Source organism: Collinsella sp. BIOML-A6 (genome assembly GCF_009875845.1).
Taxonomy (GTDB): Bacteria; Actinomycetota; Coriobacteriia; order Coriobacteriales; family Coriobacteriaceae; genus Collinsella; species Collinsella aerofaciens_H.
The window spans coordinates 71,933-78,540 of sequence record NZ_WWSL01000009.1 but is presented as its reverse complement, the minus strand read 5'-3'; the positions used below and the strand labels follow the sequence as shown (position 1 = coordinate 78,540).

General features: G+C 53.8%; 7 protein-coding genes. All 7 read left to right on the top strand.

Features of this window, described 5'->3' with window-relative positions; all coding sequences use genetic code 11:
• Nucleotides 1-582 precede the first annotated feature (582 nt).
• Nucleotides 583-1,959, top strand: a complete 1,377-nt coding sequence (locus GT495_RS04575; RefSeq protein ID WP_161161666.1) for an SPFH domain-containing protein — start codon at nt 583-585, stop codon at nt 1,957-1,959.
• Between the two features lie 12 nt (nt 1,960-1,971).
• Nucleotides 1,972-2,673 (top strand): hypothetical protein, encoded by a 702-nt coding sequence (locus tag GT495_RS04570; RefSeq protein WP_161161665.1) that lies wholly within the window; start codon nt 1,972-1,974, stop codon nt 2,671-2,673.
• A 54-nt stretch (nt 2,674-2,727) separates the two neighbouring features.
• A complete protein-coding gene (locus GT495_RS04565; RefSeq protein WP_161161664.1) occupies nt 2,728-3,534 on the top strand; it encodes a hypothetical protein in 807 nt (268 codons plus the stop codon).
• A gap of 72 nt (nt 3,535-3,606) precedes the next feature.
• Nucleotides 3,607-5,262, top strand: coding sequence for a hypothetical protein (locus GT495_RS04560; RefSeq protein WP_161161663.1), 1,656 nt, complete (start codon nt 3,607-3,609; stop codon nt 5,260-5,262).
• 43 nt (nt 5,263-5,305) lie between these two features.
• Complete coding sequence (locus tag GT495_RS04555) at nt 5,306-5,497, top strand: hypothetical protein (protein WP_156599436.1); 192 nt, start codon at nt 5,306-5,308, stop codon at nt 5,495-5,497.
• 283 nt (nt 5,498-5,780) lie between these two features.
• The gene (locus GT495_RS04550; protein ID WP_161161662.1) at nt 5,781-6,122 is read left to right on the top strand and encodes a type II toxin-antitoxin system RelB/DinJ family antitoxin; all 342 of its coding nucleotides are present in this window, start codon (nt 5,781-5,783) and stop codon (nt 6,120-6,122) included.
• A complete protein-coding gene (locus GT495_RS04545; protein WP_204986881.1) occupies nt 6,122-6,589 on the top strand; it encodes a PIN domain-containing protein in 468 nt (155 codons plus the stop codon). Before GT495_RS04550 ends, GT495_RS04545 begins: the two co-directional genes overlap by 1 nt.
• Nucleotides 6,590-6,608: the final 19 nt, after the last annotated feature.

The following is a 6,608-nucleotide window of genomic DNA, read 5'->3' as shown; positions in this document are numbered from 1 at the left end:
GGCTTGCCCGTATCGTAGGCAATGCGCCGAATGCTCGCCATCGAAATTTATCGATGGCCTATTTCAGACTGTAATGGGCGGCAACGTACGTTTGGTACGTCGAGTTTTATAAAGACGGAAAGGTCGTAGCGTCTGCGGAATGCGGCTCTGAAGGGTATCCGTGCCGGTCGATTATGGCCTATCACGAGAGCGAGTAACTTTAGCCGAGGCATGTTGGCATTACGGCGTGCGCGGCTCCTATACCTTTCCCCTTGTTCCATCCGACGAGTTTAGTTACAGCTAAAACGGCCGTTACGAAGAGCTGACCGAGAGTCCGAAGACACTCGCCCGCTAAGCGGGTATGCCCCAAAAGGGTATCTGGGGTTCGAACCCTCCCGGTTCTTCGTCAGTTGACCAAAGGTGCGACATTATTACCGCTCGCCGGCGGGTGACTAAATGCGATGACTTGAGGGCTGTAATTAACCGAGCTAAGTTGGGGGATTGATTGAGACGCACGGGCTTTCGATGCGCCTGTCGGCTCGGCATTTCGCAATTCATTAGACACGCGGAGCGCGTGGTTTGGGATTAACGAAAGGAATCAGCATGTCTCTGTTCCATAGCGATAACGAAAAGGAAGAAAAGCACAGCGGAATACTCGGTGCCTTTTCTGTCGACAATATCAAATGGGAGCCTGGCAACAACGAAGATGCCTCGCTTGTCTCATTCCGCTATCCCTACGAGGATTTCCCCAACGGGTCCTATCTTCAGGTTGCGCAATCGCAGATTGCCGTTTTTACCAACAATATGGGGGCGGGCAGTTCTACTGACGCTACGGGTGCCGGCGATTCTCAGGTAAGCGTGTTTGTCGGTCCGTGCAAGATCAAGCTCGACACGGGAGACAGCCGATTCGCCCCGTTCCGCAATGCCGCTCATTCGCTTACCGGCGGTAGCTCGGCGTTTCATTCCGTTGTGTACTTTATCAATACCAACTACATGAACGAGCTACGCTGGGGCACGACCGAGCCCATCATCGTTCAAGACCCTGAGGAAGACGTCAACGTTCACGTTCGCGCCTTCGGTTTGTTTGGCGTGCATATCGAACAGAACGATTTGAGTCTGGTTCCCATTCAGGCGAGGAAGTTCCTTGTTAAGGTCGTGGGCACGCGAGATCGCTATACACGAGAAGAACTTACCTCCTTTATGCGGGCAAAAATCCTTGAGTATGTTCCCGACTTGCTTGCTAAGGCGATTGTTGACCAGGAGGTTTCCGTTCTTAAAATTGCGACGCATCTGAGCGACTTCTCGTCTCAGATGCAGGTCAAGCTCGTTAACTATTTCGATGAGTTTGGTCTCACACTCGATAACTTCTCGTTCAACAGCATCAAGCCCTTCGAAGAGGATCTTGCCGCCATCAACGAGATGAAGATCCAGCGTAAGCGGAGCATTCTCGAGGCACAGGGTAACGCTGCCCAGATGGACATCGAGTCCGAGGCACTTGCCAGGAAGCGTGCGCGCGAAGGCTACAACTATCAGCAGGAGCGCGGCATGGACGTAATGGAGAGTGCTGCGGGCAATGAGGGGAGTGCCGCATCGGGCCTCATGGGAGCCGGCATGGGACTCGGCATGGGCGTTGGCATGGGCGGTGCATTTGGAGCTGGCTTCTCCAACTTGGCCAACCAGACCATGGGCGCTGTTGCTCCCATGGTTGGAACGGCTTCCGCGTCCGCAGGTATGCAAAACGGTCTCGTGTGTCCCGGTTGCGGAAACGTTAATCCGATGGGTGCCAAGTTCTGCCTGGAATGCGGACAAAAGCTCGAGCAGGGTGTTGCGTGTTTGGCGTGTGGGCATCTTAACCCGGTCGGTGCCAAGTTCTGCCTTGAGTGCGGGAACCGGTTGACCTCGCCAAGGTGCCCGAGCTGCGGAGCCGAGTTGCCGGAAGGGACCAAATTCTGCCCCGATTGTGGAACTAAGATCCAATAAGGAGAAACAAAGATGAACGGTTCTGTTAAACGTGTCATTTTGGGCGAGGCAATCGTCTTGGTGGCGTGGCTTGTAATCATGTTTGTCTGCAAAAACGCGCTGATGAACCCTATCGTCTTTGCTATGTCGCTTGGTTTTGGGGTTTTGGCTTTTGCGGTGGCTTCGATTTCGGCTACCATGTCCGATAAGCAGTCCACGGTCAAAAGCACGACCGAAATCCATTATTTGCCGATTGCATCCAGCTGTGCCTATTTTGTTGTTGCCCTTCTTGCCAATACGTACTTTGCGTTTGTGGCGTATGGGTGGGGCGGCAGCACGATCCCGGTTGTCGCAAACGTTGTTCTTCTCGTTGTGCTTGTCCTTGTGCAGATGGGTCTTGGCTCCTATGCCCGCCGGGCAGACCAAAAGGTTGCCGCCGCCCTCGCAAAGACGGTTCAAACGGCACAGTTCGGATCATATGTGGGGCAGCTTCTTGCCGTAGCGGAGGACGCTCAGGTTAAAGCCGAACTCAAAGGGCTCAAGGATGACATCTCCTTTAGTTCCAACATGTCGCACCCCCATGTTCAAGAGATCGAGCGACAGTTCTCCGCCGCGCTTGAGGCGGTCTCGAATTCCATGAGTGCCGATGAGCCGGCAGATGTTACGGTTGGCCTTGTCCATGATGCGCGCAATATCTGGAAAAAGCGCAATGCGGCGCTGACCGCTGTCAAATAAGGGCTCGCGCTGCTTTTTACCAGGGCACTTTGATGGTTGAAGTGGGGGAAGCTATTGGAAATCAACGGAATAACTTGCGAGGGCTGCGGCAGCACCGATGTCGAGTTTGACCCCGCAACTCGAAAGGTTCATTGCAACCAGTGCGGTCGCGAGATGTACTATTCGCGGGCGCGTCTGGGGGCCACGGGCAAAATCGCGTTTGCCAAGGACAATGCCATCAAGTTTTTTAAGGGCGGCAACTTCCCGGAGGCCCGCAAATTTGCCGCGGACGTGCTCAATATGATGCAAGACAACGCGGCGGCACAGTTTATGGTTGCGTACTGCGATGAGTTTTGCGAAGGTCTTTCGGGTTCGATGACGGTTTTCTTTAAAAGGGCCGAAGATATCCCTCTCGAATATGATGAGGTGCGTGACTTGATCGACTTGTTTGAGTCGACGCTCTACAACATGCGTGACTTTGAGGTTCAGATGGTATCGCTCGTGGTCGCCAATATGCAGAGCATGGAGGATCGGTCTCGACTTGAGAACTTTATCGATGCTGTGTGCCCGTTCTGCATAGCGCGGTATGCTTCGGAAGACTTTATGACTGCAGAGCGGGAGAGTTTCTATCAAGATATTGCCGCCAACTGCAATACACCCAAAACGTGTCTTGCACTACTCAAGGGCATTAGAGAGAACCCCGGGTCCCCCTATAAAACTGGTTCGTTTGCGTTACGAAGAAGGACTTCGTACTTTTTCGAACACTATGTGGAGCCCGTCGGTCGCATCGTCAATTCGATGAAGGCAAGCCAATACAAACAGAAGTTTCTTGTGGCCTATCAGCAGGTGTCCGAGCAATACCGAAGCATGGCCTCTCAATAAAGCAGATGGCGGGCGCTTACTCGCTTAAAGCTATTGGATGATCTAAACAGTGCAAACTGAAAGGTGGTACAGATGAGTGATTCGGGAGTAGATACTGTCCTTATCGAGCGCAGGATCGCCGCTATTGGAACAAAAGTTGACCAGATGACCACGAAGGTCGATAAGGTCGAATCGCAAATGGAGGAAGTGCGGAAGGACCTTAAAAAGCTCCGAAAGGACTTTCTCGAGATGATGCTCGAGCAGCGTCGTACCGCCGCACTTGAGCAGGCGACTACGGAGCTCGTGAGCGTCCGGCAGGAGATGGACAAAAAGTTCGGCAACTACTCAGTGGTTCGAAACACCATGGTCGGTATTCTCCAGGCAACCGATGCGGCGCTCGTGCGCAAGGCGACGATTTCGACGGTCTCCGAGGAGTTAATGATCTCTACCCCGGACTACTGGCTGGCACCTGTCCTGGTTGCCCTTGCGGCATGGATCAACAACAACCGAGATCTTGCAGAGCGCGCAATACGCGAGGCTGTCAAACGTGACAACGAGCACACGTCGCTTGCGATGACTCTGATCTGCAGACGTAATAACCGCACGGCTACGTGCTACGAATGGTTAGCGCGCTACTTCTCGACGCAAAACACCGCCCGCATCGATGCCGATGCGATGGTCTACATCGATGCCTATATCAACGGCATCTTTGGAACCGACGAAAAGCACCTGTGCGACGACTATATGGCGGGCTGGATCGAGCAGATCAGAAATCAGAGCCCTGAGTTCGAGAATGAGCAGTCAGAGTCATGGGCGGAGTACTTTACCGGCTACGAGGAGGATATGAGTTCGAGATATCCGGCGCTCAAGGTGGTGGTCAAGGAGTTTGACTACATCAATAAGTATCTCGGAAAAGTCGAGGCAATCGAGAGCATCTCCAATGACTTCGCCGACCTCAAGGCTTCTGATGTTGACGAGAGGACGCTTGCCGAGCAGGTTGACAGGCATTTGATGGAGCTCGTTAACTCCGATGACTCCAAGGAGCGAAATTTGCGCCGCCAGGAGGAGTATCTTCTTGCGGTCAAGGCATTTGGCGGAGACGTGGAGCGCGCCCGAGAGCTCGTCAATCGTCGCCGCGATGAGAAGCGTCAGCAGACGATGAACATCATCGACCAGATGACACGCTCGATGCGCGACCAGAGTGCGTCTGTGGATGTGCATAAGAAGAAGACCGCGATTCAGTTTTTGGGTTCCTATATCAACGGTGGTTTCAACCGGTATCGCAAGAGCGACATCCCCGAATTTCCGCAGGCGATCACCCTTGACTTCGACGGATGGACAAGCAGGGCGGTTACCGGCGATGAGGGTAATGCGCTGCGCGGCGATTATGTTCGCTATGTCGGTGAAGAGAAGAAAAAGGAGCTCGCTGAGCTTGATGTCAAGGTTGCGAAGGGCAACAAGAGCCACAAGATAGCGGCCGTTGTCCTCGCTGTTTTGGGAGTAGCTTTCTTTGCGTTTGTAAACCAGGTTATTGGCATTCTGCTTCTTGCGGGGGCTGGCTATTGTCTAGTAAAGACGAGCCTCTCGGGCAAGCAGCGCGCTACGGAGGCAGAAGAGATTGAGGCCAAATACTCCAAACGCATCCAGGAAGGCTGTTCCGAGATCGATCTGGCGCTTAATCAGTGGAAGAGCGCGAAGGAAGCTGCGGCCGAGCGCAGCGACCTGCTTAAGCTTGAAAAGGTTGCCTAGCCGGTAGGATTTGTCTCGATAATCCATGAATGGAGTGAAAAAGATGGCTGATGAAGTGACTGATTTCGACCATAACGATGCTGCAATGCAGGACCTCGATGCATTGAGCGAGCTCGATAGTCTGTTTGAAGAGGACGAGCGACTGAAGCAAGCTGAGAACAATGTTTTGACCCAAAATCTCACGGGCTTCGCAAACTGCTTTCCCGATTGGGATTTGCATCCGCCGGTAGCGTAGAAAAGCGCTTGAAGCACAAGCTACGATCATTTGGAAACATCGATGTTTCTGCGGGCTAGAAGCCATGGGGCTTTTGGCCCGCTGGCTTTCATATGCCGGTCGGCGGCATAGGGCATCAATCGTATTCTAGATTCTTGGACGCCAGGCCGACTCGCTTCGGATCGGGCGCTACACCACCTTTCTCGACACGACCAATCTGACAGGGCCTCGTCCGTTCTCGGTCGGGGCCCTTTGTACGGCCTTTCAGGTTTGCTATACTGCTAGCAAGTAGGAAGGAGCCGCTATGGGTACAGCAACAGTGCAGCTCAACACGCGAATCGATCCTATGCTCAAAGCTGGTGGCGATGCGGTCCTCACTCGCAATGGATTGGGGCCGAGCGATGCCATTCGTGCGCTTTGGGCCTATCTCGTCGAGCATCAAACGTTGCCGGGATTTATGGTAGCGGATAAGCGCGAGGCATCCCGTGCGGAGAGTCTGGCCGAGCAGGGAAGTGGCCTGGCTTTTTCTTCGTTGGGGCTGAGCGCGTCGGATTTTGCACCGGCCGAATCTTCGGCGGAAGACTGGGATGCCGTACGGGATGATATGTATGATGCGATGATTGCCGACATCGAGGCGAATTGCTGATGATTGAGGCAAAGCATCTCTTGGTAGATACGAACGTTTGGCTCGATTATTACCTGCAAGAGGGGGCGTTCGACGAAGCGAGAAGATTGGTTGAACTGGCCGAGGCAGGAAAGATCGACCTTCTGTATGCGCCAACGACGGCAAAGGATGTATTCTATCTTTTGCCTCGGCGTCTAGCCCGGCGGAACGTGAATGGGATGAACGTGTCGTTTGCCTCGGCGTCATGGGCCTGCATTGAGCACATGATGCAGGTGGCAACCGCCTCTCCGCTTTCGTTGGCAGAGTGCGAGATGGCGCGCATGCTTGGCAAGCGCATGCCGGATCTTGAAGACAACCTCATCATCGCTTCGGGCGAGACGGCAGACGTTGACTACGTAGTCACGAGCGACCGGCGCATGCTGGAGGAGATGCCCGAAGTTTGCCTGACGCCTGCCCGCGCACTCGATATGATTGGGATCCTAAACTAACCTTGCCTGTCTCGTTTCG

What these genes read in the sequence shown, in the direction of transcription:
- GT495_RS04545 (WP_204986881.1), top strand. Translation starts at nt 6,122, where the DNA reads ATGATTGAGGCAAAGCATCTCTTGGTAGATACGAACGTTTGGCTCGAT.
- GT495_RS04570 (WP_161161665.1), top strand. Translation starts at nt 1,972, where the DNA reads ATGAACGGTTCTGTTAAACGTGTCATTTTGGGCGAGGCAATCGTCTTG.
- GT495_RS04555 (WP_156599436.1), top strand. Translation starts at nt 5,306, where the DNA reads ATGGCTGATGAAGTGACTGATTTCGACCATAACGATGCTGCAATGCAG.
- GT495_RS04575 (WP_161161666.1), top strand. Translation starts at nt 583, where the DNA reads ATGTCTCTGTTCCATAGCGATAACGAAAAGGAAGAAAAGCACAGCGGA.
- GT495_RS04560 (WP_161161663.1), top strand. Translation starts at nt 3,607, where the DNA reads ATGAGTGATTCGGGAGTAGATACTGTCCTTATCGAGCGCAGGATCGCC.
- GT495_RS04550 (WP_161161662.1), top strand. Translation starts at nt 5,781, where the DNA reads ATGGGTACAGCAACAGTGCAGCTCAACACGCGAATCGATCCTATGCTC.